This window comes from Nonomuraea sp. NPDC052116 (genome assembly GCF_040680035.1).
Lineage (GTDB): Bacteria > Actinomycetota > Actinomycetes > Streptosporangiales > Streptosporangiaceae > Nonomuraea > Nonomuraea angiospora_A.
On sequence record NZ_JBFAWA010000006.1, the window covers coordinates 195112 to 217767 of the forward strand.

Below are 22656 nucleotides of genomic sequence, written 5' to 3' on the forward strand. Positions count from 1 at the left end.
CGCTGCCGTACTCTCCAAAGCGGTGCAACCTGCGCACCATACCAAGTTGTCGATAGAGCCGCGGTGGCGCGAAGTCCGGCTGCGCCCGGCCTGGCCGACCGGACGGGCGCTCGCGTGCTTGCCGAGATCGATCCGGTGCGCAGTTGGGGGATGGCCGGTTCCAGATCGCCCGCGGTGGTGGTCAGTGTGCGCGGTCGGTCCCGTTGCGCTGCGCCAGGCGGGTCGGGGCGCGCTTGTCCGGGGCGGAGCCGATCACGATCAGGGCCTGGTAGATGGTCTTGGCGCTTGCCGGATGTGCTCGCTCGCCTCGGGGGTTCTGAGTACTTCCAGTACCTCTGACAGGGCAGACCAGTCCAGGTCACGTCAGGTCACGTCCTTTCTGACGACGCGCAGAACCCCGAGCCCGCCGGGGATGACGATCCAGGCCGGCACCGACGTGACCAGGCGGGCGGCGGCTTCCCACGTCCAAGTCCCGCCCCGCCCGGCAGGCCGCCGTGGTCGCGGCGCAGGCGCAGTGGGTGGAACAGGCCAAGCTGGAGGAGCGGCTCAAGATCGCCCAGGAGATGCACGACGTGCTGGCGCACCGGATCTCGCTGCTGGCGCTGCTGGCGGGCGGGCTGGCGTACCGCGAGAACCTGTCTCCCGAGCAGACCTGCGAGGCCGCGCTGGCCATCCAGGAGAACGCGCACCAGTCGCTCAACGAGCTGCGCGCCGTACTCGGCACGCTGCGGCGCGAGGACGGCCTCGCGCCTCCGCAGCCGACGCTGGCGCACCTGGATGCCCTGTTCGACGAGGTACGGGCCGCCGGGCAGCGGGTCGAGGTGGACGACGCCATCTCCTGCCGCGACGCGTTGCCGGCGCAGACGGGGCGGCACGCGTACCGGATCGTGCAGGAGGCGCTCACGAACGCGCGCAAGCACGCGCCGGGCAGCCCCGTGCCGGCCGAGCTGGGCGGACGGCCCGGCGAGGGCCTGCGGATCCGGGTGAGCAACGCGGCCCCGCCCGGCGGTCCCACGGGGCCCGGGGGCGGCTGGGCCTGGTGGGGCTGGCGGAACGGACCCGGATGGCCGGTGGCACGCTCACGCATGCCGTACGAGATGGGCGATTTATCCTGGACGCCCGGTTGCCGTGGGAGGCTTGAACCCGTGATCAGAGTGGTGATCGTGGACGACGACCCGATGGTGCGCACGGGGCTGCGCCTCATCCTGGGCGGCGAGCCCGATCTCGACCTGGCCGGCGAGGCCGGGGACGGCAAGCAGGCCATGGACGTGATCCGCGACCTGCGGCCCGACGTCGTGCTGATGGACATCCGCATGCCGGAGCAGGACGGCCTCGTGGCGCGGGGTGAGCCGGTGTTGTCGCCGAGCGTGGCGCGCCAGGTCATCGCCGCCGCCACCGGCGGCCACAAGCCGCGCCGGCCGCGGGCGCCGGCGGAGCTGGCCGTGCTCACCGAGCGGGAGCGGGAGGTCGCGATCGAGGTGGCAAGAGGCGCCTCGAACGCCGAGATCGCCGCGAGCCTGTCGGTCAGCGTGGCGACCGTGAAGGCCAACATCACCCGCATCTTCGCCAAACTCGGCACCGACAACCGGGTCCACGTCGCCATGAAGGTTCGCGACGCCGGCCTCCTCTGACGCTGACACGCCCCGCATGACGCCGGCACGGCGGTGACGCTTTCGGCCGCCGCCCGGATCCGGAGCTACGTCCCTCAATCGATGATGGCGGTGACCTCGGCCTCGATGAGAATGCCGGGCTCGAAGAGGACGTCGACCCCGATCAGCGCGAGCGGCGGCGTGGCGAGATCGAACTCGAGGGCCGCCTGTTCGATTCCCGCGTTGAAGGCGTCGTACATCTCTCTCTTCCAGCCTGCGGCATACCACGTGAAGCGGACGACGTCGTGGAATGTCGCTCCTGCCGCGTCGAGCGCCTTCGCGACGTTGCGGTAGACCTGGGCGACCTGTCCTGCGAGGTCGCCCGGTGCCACGAGCTCGCCGTTCTCGTCCCAGGCGACTTGTCCGGCGATGTGGACCTGCCTGCTGCCCGTCGCCACCGCGACGTGGTGGTAGATCGGGACTCGGACATGCTGGTCAGGGTTGATGAGCGAGACGGCCATGAGATTTCCCATCGGTCTTTTCGTTGCGTCGGGTGAGCGCAAAAGCGGACAACTTGGCTTCGTGGTCTCTTGCGGTTACTGAGAAACCATAGGAGAGTGTTCGCTGACGTGGAAGAACGAACTTTTCAGTGACTGGGGAACCAGATGGTGACCAAGCAGTTCATGGGCTCGTCCGATGAGGCGGATCTGAGGCGCGCGGACTCCCTGGCGCGGGAGATCTTCTCGGATGTCGCCAACAAGTGGGCGTTGCTGATCATCGAGGCGCTCGGCGAGCGCACCCTGCGCTTCAGCGAACTGCGGGACGAGGTCGAGGGCATCAGCCACAAGATGCTCACCCAGAACCTGCGCATGCTGGAGCGCAACGGCCTGGCCGAGCGAAAGGTGTACCCCACCGTGCCGCCGCGGGTGGAGTACACCCTCACCGAGCCGGGCCAGGCCCTGCGGGCGACGGTCGACCTGATCTGCGGCTGGACCCACCAGTACTTCGGCCACATCGAGGCCGCCCGCCGCGGCTTCGACGCGTAGGTTGGCGGCTGGCAGCCCGATCAACCGGATCAGGGGCGGAAAATACGTGATTAAGACGACGGGCCGAGCACGAGTGTGGGAGGGACGTAATGTTCCCCCGGAGTGCGGTCGTCGGCGAGAACGTTCGCGGCGGCGAGTTGTCCCATGGACCTGAGCTCGAGGTCAATTGTCGTCAGCCGCCGGACCCCTTGGTCGACGATGATTCCCTCCCAGTTGTCGACTCCGACAACTGCCAGATCCTGAGGTACGCGTAGACCCTTGGCCTCACAGACATCGAGTACGCCACGGGCGATGTGGTCATTACCGCAGAACACCGCGTCGACCTTCGCGCCGGACTCGAGCAATTCCTGCATGGCCTTGACTCCCGACCCCTCGCCCCAGGAGCCATAACGGGTCGGAGCGGCAGGGCGGAGCCCGGCCTCATTCAGCGCGTTGAGCATGCCGCGCTCCCGCAGGCCTACGGCGATACTCGACGGACTGCCGGTGAGGTGGGCGATATGTGTGCGCCCGCGTTCGATCAAATGGCGGGTGGCGAGAGCTCCCGCGCCCTCGTTGTCCGGCAGGAAGACGACGTCTTCGGGGTGGTCGGAGGCCGCGAAGGCGTATGTCACCGGCACGGTGAAATGGTGCGTGATCGACGGTGATCGGCGCTCGTGCCCGTCCCCGATGACGATGAGTCCGTCAATTTGGCGAGCCTGGAACTGGCGGATGCTTTCGGTTATCTCGCGATGGACGAGAACGTCTTCGTCGAAGACGAGGGCGGCTTGTTGGAGCCTGCCGAGTTGCAGGACCGCGCCTATGACCACGGGCCCGGAAAACGTACTGTCCGCGCGGTGGGTGAGCACGCCGACCGTGCGGCTGCGGCCCAGCGCGAAGGAACGCGCGAGCGCATTTGGCCTGAAGTCGAGGCGTTCGGCGACGGCGAGCACCCGCGCGCGCGTCGCCTCGGAAATCCGGTCCGTTCCGTTGAGCACTTTCGAGGCAGTCGAGAGCGACACTCCTGCAATCGCAGCCACATCACTCAGCCGAACACTGCCCTTGCGGTTGGACGGCACCGGCCGATTGTACCGAAGGCGCGTCAATGACCCGCTCCGGTTGGAGGCACGGGGGAGGCCGGGGGCGTCCCCGGGCGTGCGCGTCGTCCGGAAAGTGTGCCTTGACAGTGACCTTGGCCGCCGCTCACACTTCGGCCATTGCGAAATCGGTTTCGCAACCATGGTCAGGTCGCCGTCCAGCGAGGAGAGTGAGCATGTCGATTGGCCCCACCCCCGCCCGCCGATTGACAGGGAGTCCATTACGCCGAGCGGTCGTCTCCGGGCTGGTCGCGCTCGGTGTCGCCGTCGCGACACTCGTCGCACCGGCCACACCGGCCCAGGCCGCACCGGGCGACGTCGTACTCGGAGACTTCGAGAACGGCGTCACCCCTTGGTTCACGGCGACCAGCGGCAGCACGACCGCGTCGCTGACCGTGACCTCGGACGCGCCGGCGAGCGGCAGCGGCGCCGCCCGTCTCCAGGTGAACGCGCCCAGCGGGACCGCGGAGCTGGCACGCGGCATCCCCTCGATCGACGCTCGCTCGCTGACCTTCGCCCTGCGCAGCACCCAGCTGAAGGGCATCGTCGTCCGGATGATCGACAGCACCGGGCAGGCGCACCAGCAGACTCGCCCCCTCGCTCCCGGATCGCAGTGGCAGACCGTCACCGTGAGTGATTTCGCCCCGGCCGGCGCGGCGGAGTACATCCACTGGGGCGGTGCGAACGACGGCGTCTGGCACGGGCCGCTCAAGCACCTGTCGCTCCTGGTAGACGCGTTCCGCGTCGTCAACGGCCCGGCCGCGACGATCGACGTGGACGACGTGACCGTGCGGGGCCCCGCGCCCGACCTCGCGATCGTTCCGACGACGACCGGTAACGCGTTCACCACCGGGCAGCAGGTGTCGTTCGGCGTCCACACCGCGGCGAAGTCCCTGGAGTGGACCGTACGCGACGTCGACAACGCGGTGGTGACCTCCGGTGCGAAGGAGACCTCGCAGCTGGGGGGCACGCTGACGCTCGGCGAACTGCCCACGGGCTGGTACTCGGTCGACCTCGTGGCCGTGCAGCCGGACGGTCGCCGCGTCGCGGGCGGCACCGACGTGTCGGTGCTCCCTGCGTCCGACGCGCGCGAGGAGCGCATCGGAGTTGCGACGCATTACGGGCAGGCCTGGTCCACCGACACGATCCCGCTCATCGCCGACGCGGGAGCCGGTTTCGCCCGGGACGAGGCCTATTGGGCCCAGGCGGAGAAGGTCAAGGGCACGATCGACTTCCCCGCGAAGGTGGACGCGTACACCGCCGCGCTGTCGAGGAACAACCTCCAGTTCTTCGACATCCTCGCGTACGGCAACAGCCTCTACCACGAGGGCGAGGCGCCGGCCACGCAGGCCGGGCGGGACGCGTTCGCGAACTACGCCGACGTCTCGGTCGCCACGTTCGGGACGGACGACACCTTCTACGAGGTGTGGAACGAGTGGAATCTGCGCGACCGGACCGGGCCCGCCGGCGCGACCGCGGCGAACTACGCGGCGCTGCTGGCGACGACCGCCGACCGTGTGCGCGCGGCTCATCCCGGCGCGAAGCTGGCCGGCCCGGCGCTGGCCCCGATGGACGAATGGTCCAAGTGGGTGGACGACTTCATCGCCGCCGGCGGCCTCGACGACCTCGACGCGTTCACCACGCACCCTTACGACTTCGCCGCCGAGCCGGAGTCGTTCATGGATCACGTGGGGGTGATCCGGGCGAAACTCGACGCTGCCGGGCACCGCGACATGCCGATCTGGCTCAGCGAGCACGGATGGCACACCTCCGACACGCCGCTCGGAGCCGACGAGAAGTCGCAGGCCCGCAATCTGTCCCGTGCGGAACTGCTGGCCCTCGGCAAGGGGATCGGCAAGTACACCGTCTACGACTTCAAGGACGACGGCACCGACCCGAAGAACCCCGAGCACCGCTTCGGCATCATCCGCAACGAGAACGACCCCCGAGGCGCGTACACGCCGAAGCCGGCCTTCGTCGCGCAGGGCATCCTGACGCGCCAGACCGACGACCGCGAGGTCCGGCAGGTGCTGGCGCTCGGCAGCGGGCGCTACGGCGTGGAGTTCGGCGCCCGCCCCGGCGAGCCCGCCGCCACGCGCATGCAGGCCCTCTGGGCGCTGAAGCCGGAGACCTGGAGCATCAAGGCGGCGGGCGAGGTCAAGGTGACCGACCTCTACGGCGCCGAGGCGACGCTGCGGCCGGACGCCGACGGCCGGGTTCACGTCGCCGTGGGCAAGGACCCGGTGTATCTCACCGGAGAGGTGGGAGAGGTGTCCGCGCAGTCGCCGTACGCGCTCACGGTCGGCCAGGCCATCGAAGGGCTCGCGCCTGCCGCGAAGTGGACGGTCACCGCGGGGGACCGGGCGCTGGACGTGTCCCTGCGAACCGGCGCCGGCACGACGTCGGCGCAGGTGGCGAAGGGTGAGACCCGGTCGGTCGCCGTCACGCTGCCGCCGGCGGGCGTGGGCACGCGTACCTGGACCGCCGAGGTCCGCGAGGGCGATCGCACGGTCGGGCTTCTCGCGGCGACCGCCGACGTGGTGGCCCGGCTCGGGCTCACCGGTACGCACGCGCTCAACGCCACCGGGGCCGGCCTGCTGCGCCTCACCCTCGTGAACCGCGGCGCCGAACCTGTCAAGATCGACGGGATCGACTGGACCGTGGGCTCGTCGAGCGGCCGGGCGCTGCCCGGCACCACTGTCGCCGGCGACGACAGTGTCTCCGTCGACGTGCCGCTGTCCGAACTCGGTGCCTGGTCCGCCACCGCCACCGGTGACGCGACCGCCACCGCGCGCGGGACCCTCGTCGGCGCGGATCCGGTCGATGTGGCGTTCCGCCCGGTGCGGGTGGACGGCAAGCTCGACGATGCCGTAGCGGTCCTTCCTGCGCAGACGCTCGGTGCGGCCGAGCAGGTGATCAGCGGCTGGGCGGGCGATGAGGACCACAGCGGCCGTCTCTGGCTCACCCACGACACCGGGCGCCTGTACGTGACCGCCGTGATCACCGACAACGCGCACGCCCAGCCCGCTCGGGCCATGAACATCTGGCAGGGCGACAGCGTCCAGCTCGGTACGACGCCGGGATGGCCCGGCGAAGGCGCCGTACCGGTCAGCGAGATCGGCACGGCCCTCACCGGCGCCGGCCCGGTGGACCTCGCGCGCTGGTTGCCCGCGAACGCCACGACCGAGGGGCTCGCGTCGGCGGTGACGCGTGACGAAGCCGCGAAGACGACCACGTACGAGTTGTCCGTCCCGTTCGGCGCGATCGGCGTGAATCCCGGCAACGGGATCTTCTCGGCGACCGTCGCCGTCAACGAGAACGACGGCGCCGGCCGGCGCGGATGGAGCACGTGGGGCAAGGGCGTGGCGGAGTCGAAGGACCCCGCGAAGTTCCGGCCGTTGCGCCTGCTGGCAGCCCCCGCGGGCAACGTCAGGGTGAAGGCCACGGCGCTGTCGTCCTGCCTGTCGTCCCCGCCGCGCCTCACGGTCGTGGCGGTGAACCAGGAGAAGGTGCCGGTCGACCTCCGCCTCGTGACGCCGCTCGGCGAGAAGGCGTACCCGCGGGTCGCGCCGGGCCGTGCGGTCCTGCACACGTTCTCCGGCACGGGCAAGGAACTGGCCGGCGGCACCGCGGTGGTCTCCGCGTCGTACCTGGACGCCGGCGGGAACTTCGCCTATCAGGACCGTGAGCTCGACTACCGGCGAGTCACCTGCCGCGTCTGAACGCCTGGCAGGGCCGTTCCGGGTTCGCCCCAGAAAGGCGAACCCGGGATGGCGCGCGCCCTGAAAACCGCGAATTCGGCGGCCGATACGGGATAACGCGGTGATTGACACGCTCCGCGATCTTATGGTCTGCTACGAAAGCGGTTTCGCAACTGACTTTGCTGAGATCTTTAGGACTGCTCTTGACTGATTCCGCCTCGCCCGTGAAGCCCGCGCGCGTGCTGGTCACCGGTGCGGACGGCACCATCGGCCGGCCGGTCGTGGAGGCACTGCTGAGTGCGGGCATCTCCGTGACGGCACTCTCGACCGCATGGTCAGGGCCGTCGCGGGCCGACCGGGTGTTCACCGGTGACGCCGCCGACGAGACTCTGGTCCGGCAGGCGCTCGAGGACGTGGACGCCGTCGTGCACCTCGCCGCCATACCGCACCCCGGCCTGGGGACCGCGCGTGAGGTGTTCGTGGGCAACACCTCGGCCACCTTCACCGTGCTGAACGTCGCCGGCGAGGTCGGCGTGCGCCGCGCCGTCATCGCGAGCTCGATCAACGCGTTCGGCGTTCCCTTCAACCGGCACGATCTCACTCCCGCCTACTACCCGCTCGACGAGTTGTCGCCGGTCGCGCATGACGACGCGTACTCGCTGTCCAAGTGGGTCGATGAGCAGACCGGGGCCTGGGCGCACAGCCGCTGGGGGATCACGGTGGTGGCGCTGCGCTTCCCGCTGGTGAGGGATCTTCCCGAACTGCGGGAGGTCGCCGCGCGGTTGAGCCGGAACCCGGTCGAGCAGGCGCGTCTCGCCCGGGAAGGATGGGCGTACCTGGCGATGGCCGACGCGTTGGACGCGGTGCTGCGCGGGCTGACGCACCCGATCTCCGGGATGCACACCTTGCTCCTGGCGGCGGAGGACACCATCGTGGGGGAGCCGACGGACCTCCTGCTCGATCGCTTCGTCCCCACGAGCGAACGCCGCCGCGACTTCCCGGGCCGCACCGCCCCCATCGACACCACTGCCGCCCGCCGCGTCCTCGGATGGGTGCCGCGGCACCGGCTCGGCGACCCGAGCGGCCCGATCAACGCGACCTTCCAGGAGACGCCGGCATGAGCGACGACACGACGGCATTCGCACAGCCGTGGGACGCGCCCGACGACGTGCGCATAACGGGCGTCCGGGCGATCGCCACCGCCCCCGAGGGCATCCCGCTGCTGGTCGTGAAGGTGACCACCAGCGACGACGGCCTTTACGGGCTCGGCTGCGCCACGTACACGCAGCGGTGGCGCGCGGTCGCCTCGTACGTCGAGGATCATCTCGCCAGGCTCGTCGTCGGGCGATACCCCGGTGACATCGAAGACCTGGTGCGGCTGGCCCGCTTCTCCGGTTACTGGCGTGAGGGGCCGGTGGGCAACAACGCGATCTCCGGGCTCGACCAGGCGTTGTGGGACATCGCCGGCAAGCGGGCAGGGAGACCCGTTCACGAGCTGCTGGGAGGCAAGGTACGCGCCGCCGCCGACACGTACCTGCACGCGGGCGGGTCGTCGATCGAGGAGACCCTCGACCAGGCCGAACGCCTCCGCGAAGCCGGGCTGCGGCACATCCGGCTCCAGGTCGGCCAGTCGGGGCGTGGCACCTACGGCGCTCCTCCGACGGCTGAGGTCACCGAGGCGTCCGCGCCGTACCCGGGCGGGTGGCGCGTGCCGGAGTACCTGCGGCGTACGCGGGAGCTGTTCGCCGCCGCCCGTGAGCGCTTCGGCGAGGAGATCGAGCTGCTCCACGACGTGCACTCCCGGCTGACCCCGAAGCAGGCGGTCGTTCTCGCCCGCGCGCTCGAGCCTTATCGGCTCTTCTTCCTCGAGGACGTCATCGCCCCCGAGCATTGGGATCGCCTGCCGGAGGTGCGTGCCGCCTCGCCCGTGCCGATCGCGGTCGGCGAGCTGACGACGTCGGTGACGGACGCCGCACGCCTGGTCCTCGGGGGCGGCGTGGACTTCATCCGCTCGCATGTGTCGGACATCGGCGGGCTGACCGCCGCGCGCAAGATCGCCGCAGCCGCCGAGCTCGTCGGCGTCCGTACGGCCTGGCACGGTCCAGGCGACACCTCGCCGATCGGCGCCGCCGCCAACGTCGCGCTCGACGTGACGAGCCCGGCCTTCGGCATCCAGGAAGGGCACGTGTACGGCGAACCCGTGCACGAAGTGTTCCCAGGTACCTTGCGCATCCAGAACGGCTGGTTGCGCCCGAACGAAGCTCCCGGCTGGGGCATCGATCTCGACGAGTCCGCCGCCGCCCGCCACCCCGCGGGGCTGTCGGGACACGATGCCTGGGCTGCCCGCGTCCGAGGCCTGGACGGAGGACTCATCGCCCCCTGACCGCAGACCGCGACAACACCAGCACAAAGTACTGAGGAGACCCATGCCCCCCACAGATGTCCGGAAATTTGCTGCCGCCCTCAGTGCCAGTGCTGCGGCGTTCGCTCTCACTACGGGCTGTGGCGCCGAGAGCCCGTCGCAGCCCGGCTCCGTTTCCATCACCGTCGCCGGTCAGCCCACGCAGGAAAACCCCGATCAGCTCAAGGCGTTCAAGCGCAAGATCACCGACTTCACCAAGGCCAACCCCGGCATCACGGTCACCGGTGACGAGTCCTCGTTCGACGTGAACACCTTCCAGGCGCTGGTCGCGGGCGGGAAACTGCCCACGGTGTTCTACGTGCCCTTCACGGAGATGCAGGGGATCATCGCCCGGCAGCAGGCCGCGGACATCACCGGCCACGTCGGCGCGGACGCCGCCGTCAAGCGGGTCAACCCGTCGATCCTGAAGGTCGCCACGAGCCCGGACAGCCGTATCTACGGCGTTCCCGTCCAGGCCTACAGCATGGGGCTGCTGTACAACCGCGCCCTGTTCACCAAGGCCGGGCTCGACCCCGACGCGCCGCCGAAGACCTGGGACGAGGTGCGGGCCGCCGCGAAGGCCATCCATGCCAAGACCGGCGCGCAGGGCTTCGGCGCCATGACCAAGGACAACACCGGAGGCTGGGTGCTCACGACCATGAGCTACGCCTTCGGGAGCAAGATCCAGTCGGACGACGGCAAGCAGGCCAACGTCAACAACAACGCCACCCGCGCCGCGCTGGAGTTCTACCGCTCCCTGCGCTGGGACGACGACACCTTCGGGTCCGACTTCCTCATCGGGTACAAGGACATCACGAACGCCCTGGCCAGCGGCAAGGTCGGCATGATCGTGCAGGGCGCGGACACGTACACCCCGGTCGTTCAGTCTCTCGGGATGAAGCCGGACGACTTCGGCCTCGCCCCGATGCCGCAGGCGCCCGGGGGCCTCGGCACTCTGGGCGGCGGGTCCGTGGCCATCATCAATCCGCGGGCCTCGGCGGAGGAGATCAAGGCCGCGCTCAAGTGGATCGAGTTCGCCGAGTTCAACAAGTACAACAACGAACAGGCGGCCGTCACGGGCGCCAAGGCCGCCTCTGCCGACAAGCTGCCGGTGGGCGCACCGGTGCTCCCGCTCTTCGACCAGGCCACCACCGACCGGTATCTGACGTGGGTGAAGGATTACGTCAACGTGCCGCGCGAGCACTTTGCGGCGTACTTCGACTCGGCCAAGACGCTGCCGCTCGTGCCCGAACCGGCGGCGAAGGCGCAGGAGACGTACGGAATCCTCGACAACGTCGTGCAGGCGGTGCTGACCCGACGGGACGCCGACATCACCGCCCTGCTCGATGACGCTCAGAAGAAGGTCCAGTCCGCGATCGACGCGGGCTGAACCGTCGCCTCCCGTCGCGCCGGCCTCTCTCCGGCCGGTGCGACGGGGGCGACAGTGCAGAAAGGCGCCTCCGGAACGATGACGGACGCAACCATTCCCCCGACGACAGAGCGTTCGCGCGGTGTCGTGCGCTGGGTCCGCCGCGGCGGACTCTCGACATTGATCTTCTTCATCCCCCTTCTCGCGTCATTCGGGCTGTTCTCCTGGTGGCCGATTCTCCGCTCCCTGCTGCTCAGCCTGCAGCGCACGAACTTCCTCACCTCCGAGTGGGTCGGGCTCGACAACTTCGCCCGCGTCCTGAAGGACCCTCTTCTGCTGACGGCGACCTGGAACACCCTGTGGTTCTCGATCCTGGCCTTCGTGATCGGGTTCCCGGTCCCGGTGCTTCTGGCGGTGTTCATCGGCGAGTTGCGGCGCATGCGGAGGATCGCGTCCGCCCTCGTCTACCTGCCGGTGATCTTCCCGCCGGTCGTCGCCGTGCTGCTGTGGAAGGCGTTCTTCGACCCCAGCCCCAAGGGGGTGTTCAACACCGTCCTGGGCTGGTTCGGCCTCGGCCCTGTCCCCTGGCTGAACGACGGCGATCTGGCCATGCCGTCGATCGTGCTGCAGGCGACGTGGGCGTCGTTCGGCACCGCCACGATCATCTACCTGGCGACGCTGATGAGCATCCAGACCGAGTTGTACGACGCCGCCGAGGCCGACGGAGCAGCGGTGTCGCGCCGGTTCTGGCACATCACCCTGCCCCAGATGCGCGGCGTCCTTCTGGTGATGTTCCTGCTCCAGGTCATCGGCACGTTCCAGGTCTTCACCGAGCCGTACATCATGACGAACGGCGGTCCGGAGAACCGCACAGTCACGATCTTGATGCTCATCTATCGTTATGCCTTCATCTCCGGCGACTACGGCCGAGCCACCGCGTTGAGCGTCCTGCTGGCAGTCGTCCTCTCGGCCCTGTCCGCCGTGTACCTCTGGGCGACCAGACGCTGGAGCACCTCATGACCACCGAAACCGGCACATCCGAACGCGGCATCCTCTCCTTCCTCGATCGTCGCAGACCTGTCGTCCGCGTCTCGGTCGCGGCGATCGGCACGCTCGTCATCGCCGGCCTCGTGATCCTCTGCGCGGGCCCGCTCTTCTGGCTCTTCAAGGCCGCCACGTCGACCACCACCGAGACGCTGTCGGCGCCGTTCTCCCTGTGGCCCGGCGGCATCCACTGGGACTCGTTCGTTCAGGTGTGGACACGCGTCGACTTCGGGCGATATTTCTGGAACACGCTCGCGCTCATGGCCGGGTCGCTGTTCCTGGGGCTCCTCGTCGCCACGACCGGCGGCTACGGTCTGGCGGTTCTCCGGCCGAAGTACGCCAAGGCCGTGTTCGCGGCGCTCCTCGCCACCCTGTTCATTCCCGGCGTGATCTCCCTTGTGGCGCTCTACCTGACCGTCATCGACATTCCGCTCGTCCATGTCAGCCTGCTGGGCTCGATGTGGGCGGTGTGGCTCCCGTCCTCGGCCAACGCCGTCAACGTGCTGCTCATGCAGCGATTCTTCGCCAACATCCCCCGGGAGCTCTTCAACGCGGCCCGCATCGACGGAGCTGGACCTTTCAGGATGTTCTTCTCCATCGTCCTGCCGATGTCACGCCCGATCCTCGGCGTCGTCAGCCTCCTCACGCTCGTCGGCTCCTACAAGGAGTTCCTCTGGCCACTGCTGGTCCTGCCGAACCCGCAGGACCAGCCGATCTCGGTCGCGCTGCCGAGGCTGCAGAGCTCCATCGACTTCTCGCAGTTCATGGCCGCGCTCTTCATCTCGGTCATCATCCCCGTCGGTCTCTTCCTCGCCCTCCAGCGCCAGTTCCTGCAGGCGGCAGGCAACGCCGGCGCGCTCAAGGGCTGAGCCGGCGCTCCGTCCGCACCCGCAGCAAGGACACCGATGCCCCACTTCGACCTGCCCATCGACCAGCTCCGCGCGTACCGGCCAGAGGTCCGGGTCCCCGCCGGCTTCGACACCTTCTGGCGGCAGACGCTCGCCGACGCCCGGAAGGCGGGCGGAGATCCGCACTTCACCCCGGCCACGACGCCGCTCGTCGGATGCCACGTCCTCGACGTGCGTTTCCCGGGGTTCGCCGGCGACCCGATCGCCGGCTGGCTGCTCCTGCCGCCCGGCGACGGGCCCCACCCCGCCGTCGTGCAGTTCCTGGGTTACGGGGCAGGCCGCGGACTGCCGCATGAGTATCTTCCATGGGTCGCCGCCGGATACGCGTGCTTCGTGATGGACTCGCGTGGCCAGGGCTCCACCTGGGGAGTCGGCGGGGCCACTCCCGACCCGCACGGGTCCGGACCGGCGGCGAACGGTGTCATGACCCGCGGCATCGAGGATCCCGGGACGTACTACTACCGGCGGCTGTTCACCGACGCCGTGCGTGCAGTCGATGCGGTGCGCCGGCACCCGTCCGTGGACGCCACCCGCGTGGCGGTGTCCGGCGGGAGCCAAGGAGGCGGCATCGCGCTCGCCGCCGCGGGCTTGACGGAGGACCTCGTGGGCGTATTCGTCGACGTGCCGTTCCTGTGCCATTTCGAGCGTGCCGTCGGTTTGACCGACCGCGAGCCGTACGCGGAGATCACGCGCTATCTCGCCGTGCACCGCGAGAGCGCCGAGCGGGTCTTCGACACGCTCTCGTATTTCGACGGCGTGAATCTGGCGGCCCAGGCCACCGCTCCCGCCCTGTTCTCGGTCGCGCTCATGGACCAGACCTGCCCTCCGTCGACGGTTTTCGCCGCGTTCAACGCCTACGCGGGCCCCAAGGAGATCACTGTGTACTCGTTCAACGGCCACGAAGGCGGAGCCGCCGGCCAATGGCCGCGGCAGGTCGCCCTCCTGACGGGGACGGCACAGGCATGAGCGCGCGCTTCGGGGTCAACTACCTGCCACGGGAGAACTGGTGGTACGCCTGGGCAGAGGACGATGACGACGCGTTCGCGGAGGATCTCCACCAGATCGCCTCGCTCGGGTTCGACCATGTGCGCGTGCAGTGCCTGTGGCCGCTCTTCCAGCCCAACCCGTCCTGGGTGTCGCCGCGCGCGCTGCGCGGCCTCGTCCGCCTGCTCGACCGTGCGGCGGAGAGCGGGCTCGACGTCTGCGTGACCGTGCTGAACGGCTGGCTGAGCGGCTTCGACTTCCGGCCGTCCTGGCTGAAGGACGTCGATCCCTTCACCGACGCCGCGGCCGTCAGCGCCGCCGAACTGCTCGTCGGCGCCGTCTCGCGAGCGGTCGAAGGCCACCCGGCGCTCTGGTGCGTCGACGTCGCGAACGAGCCCAACGTCCTCATGCGCCATCTCAAGCCAGGCGAAGGCGAGGCCTGGGCCGCGAGGATGCTCCACGCCGCGCGTGCGGCCTCCGTACCGGTCACCGTGGGAGTCGACCATGTGCCGTGGATGAGCGATGACGCCCCGATCGGGCGGGAGTTCGTGGCCGGCGCGTGCGATCTCGTCCCGGTGCACGCGTGGCCGTTCTTCACCGGTGCGCTGGCCCGGGTCGGGGAGGAGCGCGCCTGGGCCGTCCCCGACTATCTCGCGCAGGTCGCCCGCGCGACTCCCGGCGCCGCGGGCAAGCCGGTGTGGATCCAGGAGCTGGGGGTTTCCCCGCTCTGGCTCACGGACGTGGCCGTGGCGGACTTCGCCGAGCGGATGCTGCGGCGTGCCGCCGCGATCCCCGGACTGGGCGCCGTCACCTGGTGGGCGTCCCACGACATCAGCCGCCGCTTCATCGGCTTCGACGAGCTCGAGTACGGCCTGGGCCTCATAGACGCCGAAGGACGGATGAAACCGATCGGATCACGGGTGGCCGAGGTGGTCGCGGAACTGCGTGACCGGCCACGCGGACCGGCGGCAGCGGAGCCGACGATCGTCCTGCCCGCTGGACGGGCGCCTGACATCGATTTCGCCGAAGGCTGGTTCGCGCGCATGGAGGCGACCGTCGGACCCGCAATCGTTCATGAAAGGGGCATGTGATGAGCGAGCGTACGCTTCACCCGGACCTTCTGGTCGTCGGAGGAGGGCTCGGGGGAGTCGCCGCCGCATTGACGGCGGCGCGCCTCGGCATCCGGGTGGTGCTCGCCGAGCGGTCGGATTGGCTCGGCGGCCAGCTGACCACGCAGGCGGTTCCGCCGGACGAGCACCGGTGGATCGAGACCGAGCTCGGCTCGACCTCGTACCGCGAGCTCCGCGAGACCGTCCGCGCCCACTATCGCCGCCTCTATCCGCTTGCGCCGGACGCGGCCGCGGACCCGCAGCTGAATCCGGGTCGGGGCAACGTCTCGCGGCTCTGTCACGAACCGAGGGTGGGCGCGCTGGCGATCGAGGAGCTGCTGTCTCCGCACCTCGCCTCGGGGGCGATCACCGTGCTGCGGGAACACGACGTGGTGAACGTGGACCGCCGCGACCGGCAGATCGCCAACGTACGGCTGCGCAGCCGGGAAGGCGACCTCGTCGAGGTGACCGCCCGCCTCGTGGCCGACGCCACCGAAGAAGGCGACCTCCTGGAGCAGGCCGGCATGTTCTTCACGATCGGGGCGGAGTCGCGCGACGACACCGGCGAACTCCACGCACCGCCGGAGCCGGATCCACGGGATCAGCAGGCGGTCACCTGGTGCGTGGCACTCGAATATCGCGACGGCGAAGACCACACCATCGACAGACCCGGCGACTATGAGCACTGGCGCGACACCGTAGACTCCCGCTGGCCCGGCCCGCAGCTGTCCTGGAAGGACATCGTGCCTGATACGGGTGCGGTGCGGTGGCGGCCGCTGTTCGCCCACTCGCCCGAGCAGGCCGTCCACACAGGCGCCGACGACCTGTGGCACTACCGCCGGATCCTGTCGCGGCAGAACCTCGACCCGAGCTTTCCCGGTGGCGAGATCACGCTGGTGAACTGGCCGCAGATCGACTACTGGGAGCGTCCGCTGCTCGGCGTGAGCGCGGAGGAGCGCGAGCAGGCGCTGGCGGAGGCGCGCTCCCTCACCCGTAGCTTCGTCCACTGGATGCAGACCGAGGCCCCTCGCCACGACGGTGGCACCGGCTATCCCGAACTGCGGCCCAGGGGCGATGTCACGGGTACCTCGGATGGCCTGGCGAAGGAGGTGTACATTCGCGAATCACGCCGGATCCGTCCCCTGCTCCGGGTGACCGAGGCGCACATCGGGGTGGAGATGCGGGGGCCCGGCGAGGGGAGCGCCCTTTTCGAGGACAGCGTCGGCATCGGCCACTACCGCATCGACCTGCATCCCAGCACCTCCGGCCGAGGCTATGTCGACATCGACTGCTTCCCGTTCCAGATTCCGCTCGGAGCCCTCATCCCGGTCGACGTCGACAACCTCGTCGCCGCGAACAAGAACATCGGCACCACCCATGTCGCCAACGGCGCGTACCGGCTGCATCCGGTCGAATGGTCCATCGGCGAGGCGGTCGGCGCTCTGGCGGCCCAGGTCGCCGAGACGGCCCAGACACCGGCGCAGCTCCGGGCCGATCCGGCGAGCCTCCGCCGCCTGCAGCGACGTCTTCGTGATGACCTCGGTGTCACTCTCGAGTGGCCCGACGACATCCGCACCGGTCGGTCCGCGAGCTGAGTTCCCCCGGCATGGGAGCCGGCCGTTTCTCACCCGGATTCGTGGGGGCTCCAGGCGATGATCTGGCCCCTTTCGGTGATGCGTTTCCGAAGCTGCTCGGGGTCGATGTCCTGAACGGCAACCTGGTTCCGGATCGACAACGTCGCCGCGACGGCAGCCGACTCCGCGAGTACGCAGAAGACCGGTTCCATGCGGGTGGCCGCGTACGCGATGTGCGTCGCCGACAGGCAGACGGGCACGAGCAGATTCGCGCAGTCGCTCTTGTGCGGCGTGATGACCCGGTAAGGAATGGGGTATGGCCGGCCCGTTCCCATGTGTCCGCCGATGAACATGTCACCCTCGGTCGCCACCCCGAGGCGCCCTGTTGCGGAATCGCGTTGAGCGATGCGCCGGGCCGGGTACACGTCCACGCCGAAGAGGGCGAGCCCGATGGCATCGGCGGGATCGCCCTGGTTCAACACATCCGCGTGGGTAAGGGTGTATCGGCCCTTGAGGCGCCGGGATACCCGTACATAGAGCTGGTGCGGCCACCCGTCGGTCTCCGGGAAGACGCCGGCGTCCAAGCCGTACGCGGCCGTCTCTCGCCGGAACTCCTCGGGCACCTCAGGGTGGGTCGAGAGGAAGTGGTGCAGGCCGCGGAGATAGTCGATGTGGTGGCGCCAGATCCGCGACCGGACGTTCCAGTCGCCGTCCTGGTAGTCGTGGCTCACGCCGACGGGCGCATTCGTGACCAGGGAGGCGCGCTGGTAGTTGTATTCACCTGAATTGAGCCATCCGGGAAACACGGCTCGGAGTCTGTCCAGCTGGTCGCCGGTGCTCGTGCTCACGGACTTGATGTGCTCGACGTAGCGGCGGACCAACTCGAATGTGTCGGGTGAGTAGTCGTCCGGCGCGGTGATCTCAGCCCTGTGACGCTTGTCCGCCGTCAGATAGAAACGGAAGTTGTATGCCTGGGTGTAGCCGTCCGCCGAGCCGATCGGCAGTCCGTGGTCCTCGTCGATGAGCGGGATGAGCCCACTGGTGGGGTCGCCCGGTACGACGTAGGGGTCGATCGGCGTCCAGTTCGTGATGTGACCGACGCCGGCCGGTGCCTCGCCGAACGCCTGGCGTGATTCGCGTCCGGTTCGATAGGGAACCTCTGCGAGGGCCATCAGGTCGCCTTCGTAAGAAGCGTCGATGAAAATCGACGCCGAAATGCTGAAAGGCTCTTCCGATTCGGATGCCGGCGGCGGCACTCCCCATTTGCTCGGCGGTGAAGGCTCAAGCTGGACGGTGTCGATATGGTCGCCGTTTCGCGTCACCGAGCGGACGCGGTGCTCGAAGATCACCTTGATGCCGGCCTCGGCAAGCCACTCGTGGAACCCGCGCACGATGTCCGGGGGATGGTCCCCGAAGCGGAAGATAACGTCGTTCGTCAGTCCTCCGACAGCCTCGGGAAGGGGGCAGTCCTGGAGCGGTTTGATGCCCGAGCCCAGCATTCCTCCGAGGCGACGGCCTGGCTCGACGAGTATTACGGAGTTGCCCTCCTGGTGTGCCGTGATGGCGGCGACACAGCCTGCGGGCGTTCCCCCGTACACGCAGATATCGGCCCTCAGCGTCATCGATTCCGTCCTGTTCGAGATTGGTCCCCATATTTTTTCGGACTGCGCAGGACCACGGAATGGCGATTTTGATGGAGATCATGCACATTTTGATGAGAGGCCATGGGATGGGGCTTGACGGTTACCTTCTGGCACCTCGGCGGCCGCAGTTCAGTTTCGGTTCTGACACGTACGAGGGGTGGTGCATGCTGCTGGCGAGGAACGGAACGTTCTTCTATGAAGTCGAGGATGAAGCGGCGCACAGAACCAGAGCGGTGGGTGAGGCCGGGCTTCGGGGCGAGGCGTACTTCGGCGATGTCGTCATCAGCCCGCCGGGCAGCACGTTACGGCGGCAGATGAAAACGCCGACGTCGTTCTTCTTCGCGCGATTCCTGACCGCTCTGGAGCCGCCGATCGGCTGCAGTCGATTGCGCGACGTCGATCGCCTGCGCGCCGACCTCGCACTTCTCGAATCCGCGCAGTCCGCTTCCGATGAAGGCCATCAGAGGTTGGATGCGGAGATGGTCGCGGCGCATGTGGTCGACGACGTCCTCATCACCCTGCTTTGGGAGCGGACGCGGGGAGAGGTGCGGGAGGACGTCCTGGTGCGTAAGGCGATCGCCTTCATCCTGGAGTGCTTCACCTCGCCGGATCTTTCACTCGGCGACCTCGCGAGGACGCTGGGCGTCAGTTCTTCGCTGCTCTCGCGACGTTTCCGGGACGTTCGAGGTGTCACACCGGGCCAGTACCTTCGTGGCGTCAGGTTGCAGAAGGCACGGGAGCTGTTGACCGGGACCGACTTCACCCTGCAGACCATCGCCGAACGGTGCGGATATCGCAGCGCGTTCTACCTCAGCCGAGTCTTCAAAGCCACCACCGGTCAGTCGCCTTCGGAATATCGCGCGGGGAGCCCGTCCATCAGGTGATCGAGCGCGGGAACTCGCCGTGGCCGTGCGCCGGCACGATGGCGATCCAGCCGTTGACCTCGGCCACCCAGCGGGATCCGTCGAGCCCCTCGGTACAGAGGGTCGAGACCAGCAGGTCGTGCAGGCAGGTCGGTGACTGCATGGCCCTCTCCTGGATAGGTGGGTTACGGAGGGCTCTGTTCACCAGGAGGTTTCCATGAACGAATTCGCACCTGTGCCGGAGTTCGCGCGAGGACCGGAAATCCCTGATTCCGGTTATCTCGTCACGGAGCTGGGTGGCGGTGCCTACGGCATCACCAGCGGGATGGTGAACACCATGTTCCTGGTGACCAAGAAAGGCGTGGTCGTCGTGGACGCCCCGCTGGACCTGGGCGGAAACCTGCCGGCGGGGATCGAGGAGGTCACGCCGAAGCCGATCACCCACCTGATCTACAGCCACGCGCACGCCGACCACATCGGCTCCGCGCACCTGCTGGCCCGCGACGATCTGAAGATCATCGCCCACGACCGTACCGCCCAATTCATCAAGGAGGCGCACGACGGCAACCGGCCTCTGCCCACCGAAACCTTCGGCGGAACGAGAAGCGAGCTGGACATCGACGGAGAGCGGTTCGTCCTCGAGTACAAAGGAGACTGGCACCTGCCGGGCAATCTGTTCATCCACCTCCCGGAACATCGGATCCTGACGGCGATCGACAGTTTCACCGTCAAGAACGCGCCGTTCTTCCGTCTTCTCTTCACCCCTCACGTCCCCACGTATTTCGCCGCGATGGACCTCATGCTGGAATACGACTTCGAAACCGTCGTCTCGGGTCACATGGCCCTCTTCGGCACTCCTGAGGACGTCCAGACGCATCGCGAGTACATCCGCGACCTGCGCACCTCCGCCACCGAGGCGCTGCGCGAGGTGGACCTGAGGGAGGCCGCCGCCGCTGCCGGTGTGCCGGACGACAATCGGCAGGCCCGGCTCAAGGTCTGGATGGACGCGGTCGTCGCACGTGCGGCAGAGCTCATGCCGGCGTCGTGGGACAAGCGCCTCGGCGGGACCGACATCTTCCTCGCCGACAACCTCAACGCCGTCGCATGGAGCGCTTTCATGGACTGACCGGATGGCAGCTCGAAAACGAGTTCTCCCTGGATACGGCGGTTCAATAGGGTCACGTCATGACGCTTTTCGGTTCGGTCATCGACGTACGCCCCCTGTTCCCGCGCGAGCGGCAGGCCATGCTGGACCTGCTGCGAGCCCTGGACCCGGCGGACTGGGCCAAACCGACGATCTGTCCAGGCTGGGACGTGCACGACGTGGTCTGTCACGTCCTCAACGACTACATGCGGCGCCTGTCGGGCAGCCGCGACGGGTACGGGGGCGCCGTCTTCGCCGACGACGAGACGCTTCCCGCCTATCTCGCGCGGACCAACGACGAGTTCGTCCGGGCCGGCCGCCAGCTCAGCCCGCAACTGCTGATCGACCTGCTGGAGCACCTGGGGCCGCAGCTGGACGCCCTCTGGGCGGCACGCGACCTGCGGGCGCCCGCCGACCTGAACGTGTCCTGGGCCGCCACGGACCTCGACAGCCCCGCCTGGCTCGACATCGGCCGCGAATACACCGAGTTCTGGGTGCACCAGCAGCAGGTCCGCGACGCGGTTTCCCGGCCCGGGGCCACGCAGCCCGATCTCATGGCGCCGGTGCTGGACCTCTTCGCGCGCGCCCTGCCGCACACCCTGAGGACGTACGAACGCCCTGAGGGGACAGTGGCTCACCTGGAGGTGCTCGGGGCGGCCGGCGGGCAGTGGAGCGTGGCCTGGCAGGGCGGCCGGTGGCAGCCGGTGATGCCCGGCGACCGCCCGGCCGCGCGGGTCTCGATGGACCAGGACACCTTCTGGCGGCTGGCGACCAGAGGCATCAGCGTCGAGGGGGCCCGCGCACGCTCGAACCCGAGCGGCGACCCGGAGCTCACCGCGGCCATGACGACCTTGCTCGCCGTCGTCGCCTAAAACGACCGGACCGTGAGCGCGGCGCTTTTTGTGGACTCTTCCTGTCAATCCCGGCGCAGGCGCGCGAGCTGCCGGTCGTGCAGGCGGGTGAGGAGCAGGAGGGACGTGACGGCGCCGCGGGCCCGGCGGGTGGTGTCCGTGTGCACGGGCGCGTTCCTGCTCGCCGAGGCCGGGCTGCTCGACGGCCGGCGGGCCACGACCCATTGGGACGCCTGCGCCGAGTTCGCGGCGCCGCTCCCGCGCCCCGCAACCCGACCGTACGCCGGGCGCTCGACCTGGTCGCCGCGGACCTGTCCGCGGACCATCGCCTCGCCACGATGGCCGCCGGCCTCGCCGTCAGCGAGCGTCACCTGACCCGCCTGTTCCGGCGCGAGCTGGGGTCGACGCCGGCCCAGTTCGTGGAGCGGCTCCGGGTCGAAGCGGCGCAGGCCCGGCTGGAGTCCGGGGACGCCATCGTGCGGGAGATCGCCAAGGCGTGCGGCTTCGGCTCGCAGGAGACGATGCGCCAGGCGTTCCTGCGGGTGCTCGGTGTGGCGCCGTCGGCGTACCGGAATCGGTTCCGGCTGGCCGGCCACCGGCCCGCGGCGGATCCTCAGACCCAAGGCTGATCAGTACATCTTCGTGGTGGTGTGCTGGACGGCGGAGGGAGCCAGGCGGACGCCGTTGGCGGTGACCCGGTGGCCGCGGGTGTCGGTGACCCGTACGGAGAAGGGGCCCCGGCCCGCGCCGGACTCGGCGATCCAGTAGTTGTAGTCGGCCCTGGCCAGCTTGCGCCACGCGCCGCCGGCGGTCTTCACCTCGACCGAGGTGAGCGGGTTGCCGTGGTTGTTGACCAGCAGGGCCAGCCACCACTGCGACGACCCCTCCTTGACGCGGAAGGAGAGCGGTTTGCCGATCTTCGGGTTGGCGGCCGGCCTGTAGGTGACCCCGACCAGGCCCCTGCCGGGGTCCGCGACGCGGGCGAAGGCCTTGCGGCTGAGGTCGATGTGCCCGGCGGGGCACTCCGGGCACTGGTCGACGACCTTGACCTGCACGGAGCCCTTCGGCCCGGTGACGGTCAGGTAGCCGCCGCAGGCGGCCGCGGCGCGGTACTCGCCGCGGGAGAGCGCGACGTAGAGATCGCCGGCGGGAGGCGACGGATAGGAGCAGTTGCCGCCCCCGGAGCGGAGTTCGTAGAACGTCGCCTTACCGCTGGTCGCTTTCGCCGACGCGCGGGTGGCCGCGGTGCTCTCCTTGCTCCGGCCGGATTGGGCTAGGGCGGAGGCAGGGAGGAGCGAGGTCGCGGCGAGCGCGGCGGCGAGAACCGTGGGTAAGCGGCGCATCCAGGTTTTCCTCT

General features: G+C 69.0%; 20 protein-coding genes. 15 read left to right on the forward strand and 5 right to left on the reverse strand.

The genetic code is table 11. The features are described from left to right. Positions 1-494 precede the first annotated feature (494 nt). A complete protein-coding gene (locus AB0L65_RS13460; RefSeq protein ID WP_364244242.1) occupies positions 495-1631 on the forward strand; it encodes a LuxR C-terminal-related transcriptional regulator in 1137 nt (378 codons plus the stop codon). A gap of 74 nt (positions 1632-1705) precedes the next feature. On the opposite strand, the gene AB0L65_RS13465 is transcribed toward AB0L65_RS13460, so the two are convergent. Continuing rightward, positions 1706-2110: a RidA family protein gene (locus AB0L65_RS13465; RefSeq protein ID WP_364244245.1), complete on the reverse strand. Its 405-nt coding sequence runs from the start codon at positions 2108-2110 to the stop codon at positions 1706-1708. 144 nt (positions 2111-2254) lie between these two features. Between AB0L65_RS13465 and AB0L65_RS13470 the strand changes: the two genes are divergently transcribed. Continuing rightward, positions 2255-2635, forward strand: coding sequence for a helix-turn-helix domain-containing protein (locus AB0L65_RS13470; protein ID WP_350728579.1), 381 nt, complete (start codon positions 2255-2257; stop codon positions 2633-2635). Between the two features lie 50 nt (positions 2636-2685). On the opposite strand, the gene AB0L65_RS13475 is transcribed toward AB0L65_RS13470, so the two are convergent. Then, complete coding sequence (locus tag AB0L65_RS13475) at positions 2686-3690, reverse strand: LacI family DNA-binding transcriptional regulator (RefSeq protein ID WP_364244247.1); 1005 nt, start codon at positions 3688-3690, stop codon at positions 2686-2688. A gap of 194 nt (positions 3691-3884) precedes the next feature. Between AB0L65_RS13475 and AB0L65_RS13480 the strand changes: the two genes are divergently transcribed. The 9 genes from AB0L65_RS13480 to AB0L65_RS13520 all read left to right on the forward strand — a co-directional run bounded on the left by AB0L65_RS13480 (position 3885) and on the right by AB0L65_RS13520 (position 16819). Next, positions 3885-7430, forward strand: coding sequence for a hypothetical protein (locus AB0L65_RS13480; RefSeq protein ID WP_364244249.1), 3546 nt, complete (start codon positions 3885-3887; stop codon positions 7428-7430). A 182-nt stretch (positions 7431-7612) separates the two neighbouring features. Next, positions 7613-8530, forward strand: coding sequence for an NAD(P)-dependent oxidoreductase (locus AB0L65_RS13485; RefSeq protein WP_364244252.1), 918 nt, complete (start codon positions 7613-7615; stop codon positions 8528-8530). Continuing rightward, positions 8527-9792, forward strand: coding sequence for an enolase C-terminal domain-like protein (locus AB0L65_RS13490; protein WP_364244255.1), 1266 nt, complete (start codon positions 8527-8529; stop codon positions 9790-9792). The genes AB0L65_RS13485 and AB0L65_RS13490 overlap by 4 nt, the downstream gene beginning before the upstream one ends. Positions 9793-9835: 43 nt before the next feature. Continuing rightward, on the forward strand, positions 9836-11200 hold the full coding sequence (locus AB0L65_RS13495) for an extracellular solute-binding protein (RefSeq protein ID WP_364244258.1): 1365 nt from the start codon (positions 9836-9838) through the stop codon (positions 11198-11200). Positions 11201-11278: 78 nt separating this feature from the next. Then, positions 11279-12199, forward strand: coding sequence for a sugar ABC transporter permease (locus tag AB0L65_RS13500; protein WP_364244261.1), 921 nt, complete (start codon positions 11279-11281; stop codon positions 12197-12199). After that, complete coding sequence (locus tag AB0L65_RS13505) at positions 12196-13092, forward strand: carbohydrate ABC transporter permease (RefSeq protein WP_364244263.1); 897 nt, start codon at positions 12196-12198, stop codon at positions 13090-13092. Before AB0L65_RS13500 ends, AB0L65_RS13505 begins: the two co-directional genes overlap by 4 nt. 36 nt (positions 13093-13128) lie before the next feature. Then, positions 13129-14097, forward strand: coding sequence for an acetylxylan esterase (locus AB0L65_RS13510; protein ID WP_364244266.1), 969 nt, complete (start codon positions 13129-13131; stop codon positions 14095-14097). Then, positions 14094-15206 carry a hypothetical protein gene (locus AB0L65_RS13515; RefSeq protein WP_364244269.1) on the forward strand — a complete coding sequence of 371 codons (1113 nt, stop codon included), beginning with the start codon at positions 14094-14096 and terminating at the stop codon, positions 15204-15206. The genes AB0L65_RS13510 and AB0L65_RS13515 overlap by 4 nt, the downstream gene beginning before the upstream one ends. Next, complete coding sequence (locus AB0L65_RS13520; RefSeq protein ID WP_364244271.1) at positions 15206-16819, forward strand: FAD-dependent oxidoreductase; 1614 nt, start codon at positions 15206-15208, stop codon at positions 16817-16819. Before AB0L65_RS13515 ends, AB0L65_RS13520 begins: the two co-directional genes overlap by 1 nt. Positions 16820-16848: 29 nt before the next feature. On the opposite strand, the gene AB0L65_RS13525 is transcribed toward AB0L65_RS13520, so the two are convergent. Next, on the reverse strand, positions 16849-18420 hold the full coding sequence (locus AB0L65_RS13525; protein ID WP_364244274.1) for an FAD-dependent oxidoreductase: 1572 nt from the start codon (positions 18418-18420) through the stop codon (positions 16849-16851). Between the two features lie 59 nt (positions 18421-18479). Between AB0L65_RS13525 and AB0L65_RS13530 the strand changes: the two genes are divergently transcribed. After that, the gene (locus AB0L65_RS13530) at positions 18480-19325 is read left to right on the forward strand and encodes a helix-turn-helix domain-containing protein (protein ID WP_364244277.1); all 846 of its coding nucleotides are present in this window, start codon (positions 18480-18482) and stop codon (positions 19323-19325) included. On the opposite strand, the gene AB0L65_RS13535 is transcribed toward AB0L65_RS13530, so the two are convergent. Beyond that, positions 19318-19467, reverse strand: a complete 150-nt coding sequence (locus AB0L65_RS13535; protein WP_364244280.1) for a hypothetical protein — start codon at positions 19465-19467, stop codon at positions 19318-19320. The genes AB0L65_RS13530 and AB0L65_RS13535 overlap by 8 nt on opposite strands. 54 nt (positions 19468-19521) lie before the next feature. On the opposite strand from AB0L65_RS13535, the gene AB0L65_RS13540 reads away from it, so the two are divergent. The 3 genes from AB0L65_RS13540 (at position 19522) to AB0L65_RS13550 (ending at position 21928) form a co-directional block, all read left to right on the forward strand. Beyond that, positions 19522-20430: an MBL fold metallo-hydrolase gene (locus AB0L65_RS13540; protein WP_364244282.1), complete on the forward strand. Its 909-nt coding sequence runs from the start codon at positions 19522-19524 to the stop codon at positions 20428-20430. Between the two features lie 59 nt (positions 20431-20489). Next, positions 20490-21320, forward strand: coding sequence for a maleylpyruvate isomerase family mycothiol-dependent enzyme (locus AB0L65_RS13545; protein WP_364244284.1), 831 nt, complete (start codon positions 20490-20492; stop codon positions 21318-21320). A 203-nt stretch (positions 21321-21523) separates the two neighbouring features. Continuing rightward, complete coding sequence (locus tag AB0L65_RS13550) at positions 21524-21928, forward strand: helix-turn-helix domain-containing protein (protein WP_364244287.1); 405 nt, start codon at positions 21524-21526, stop codon at positions 21926-21928. Here the strand turns inward: AB0L65_RS13550 and AB0L65_RS13555 are convergent, their stop codons facing one another. Beyond that, positions 21929-22642, reverse strand: coding sequence for an expansin EXLX1 family cellulose-binding protein (locus tag AB0L65_RS13555; protein ID WP_364244290.1), 714 nt, complete (start codon positions 22640-22642; stop codon positions 21929-21931). Positions 22643-22656: the final 14 nt, after the last annotated feature.

Coding starts and splice junctions, on each gene's coding strand:
- AB0L65_RS13510 (WP_364244266.1), top strand. CDS start 13,129: ATGCCCCACTTCGACCTGCCCATCGACCAGCTCCGCGCGTACCGGCCA.
- AB0L65_RS13520 (WP_364244271.1), top strand. CDS start 15,206: ATGAGCGAGCGTACGCTTCACCCGGACCTTCTGGTCGTCGGAGGAGGG.
- AB0L65_RS13505 (WP_364244263.1), top strand. CDS start 12,196: ATGACCACCGAAACCGGCACATCCGAACGCGGCATCCTCTCCTTCCTC.
- AB0L65_RS13545 (WP_364244284.1), top strand. CDS start 20,490: ATGACGCTTTTCGGTTCGGTCATCGACGTACGCCCCCTGTTCCCGCGC.
- AB0L65_RS13480 (WP_364244249.1), top strand. CDS start 3,885: ATGTCGATTGGCCCCACCCCCGCCCGCCGATTGACAGGGAGTCCATTA.
- AB0L65_RS13465 (WP_364244245.1), bottom strand. CDS start 2,110: ATGGCCGTCTCGCTCATCAACCCTGACCAGCATGTCCGAGTCCCGATC.
- AB0L65_RS13515 (WP_364244269.1), top strand. CDS start 14,094: ATGAGCGCGCGCTTCGGGGTCAACTACCTGCCACGGGAGAACTGGTGG.
- AB0L65_RS13495 (WP_364244258.1), top strand. CDS start 9,836: ATGCCCCCCACAGATGTCCGGAAATTTGCTGCCGCCCTCAGTGCCAGT.
- AB0L65_RS13525 (WP_364244274.1), bottom strand. CDS start 18,420: ATGACGCTGAGGGCCGATATCTGCGTGTACGGGGGAACGCCCGCAGGC.
- AB0L65_RS13555 (WP_364244290.1), bottom strand. CDS start 22,642: ATGCGCCGCTTACCCACGGTTCTCGCCGCCGCGCTCGCCGCGACCTCG.
- AB0L65_RS13490 (WP_364244255.1), top strand. CDS start 8,527: ATGAGCGACGACACGACGGCATTCGCACAGCCGTGGGACGCGCCCGAC.
- AB0L65_RS13540 (WP_364244282.1), top strand. CDS start 19,522: ATGAACGAATTCGCACCTGTGCCGGAGTTCGCGCGAGGACCGGAAATC.
- AB0L65_RS13500 (WP_364244261.1), top strand. CDS start 11,279: ATGACGGACGCAACCATTCCCCCGACGACAGAGCGTTCGCGCGGTGTC.
- AB0L65_RS13470 (WP_350728579.1), top strand. CDS start 2,255: ATGGTGACCAAGCAGTTCATGGGCTCGTCCGATGAGGCGGATCTGAGG.
- AB0L65_RS13530 (WP_364244277.1), top strand. CDS start 18,480: ATGGCGATTTTGATGGAGATCATGCACATTTTGATGAGAGGCCATGGG.
- AB0L65_RS13535 (WP_364244280.1), bottom strand. CDS start 19,467: ATGCAGTCACCGACCTGCCTGCACGACCTGCTGGTCTCGACCCTCTGT.